Here is a 219-nt window from a genome sequence, read left to right as displayed (position 1 = left end):
TACAGCTGCCGAGATCGTATATGGCCGTGCCGACAGCACCAAGCCCAATATGGGCCTGACCACATGGAAAAACGCCCCCAAAGGCCGCATCCGCAAATCCGATGTCACCGTTGCGAAAAACTCCTTTGTGATGGGGCTTTCCACATCGTAGTCGGCGCTGCACTGGGAATAGATGTCCGTGATTTTCTGGTAAAATCTTCTCTCGCTGGCCCGGATGTC

Annotated in this window: 1 pseudogene; it reads left to right on the top strand. The window is 54.3% G+C overall.

Annotated elements, in window-relative coordinates:
- Positions 1 to 121: pseudogene (gene rhuM / locus H6B10_RS17200) on the top strand (RhuM family protein); the annotation flags it as partial.
- Positions 122 to 219 lie beyond the last annotated feature (98 nt).

It is taken from the genome of Gemmiger formicilis, from assembly GCF_016901605.1.
GTDB lineage: Bacteria > Bacillota > Clostridia > Oscillospirales > Ruminococcaceae > Gemmiger > Gemmiger formicilis_B.
Note: the sequence above shows the minus strand (reverse complement) of the source record. Positions and strands in the feature narration are given on the sequence as shown.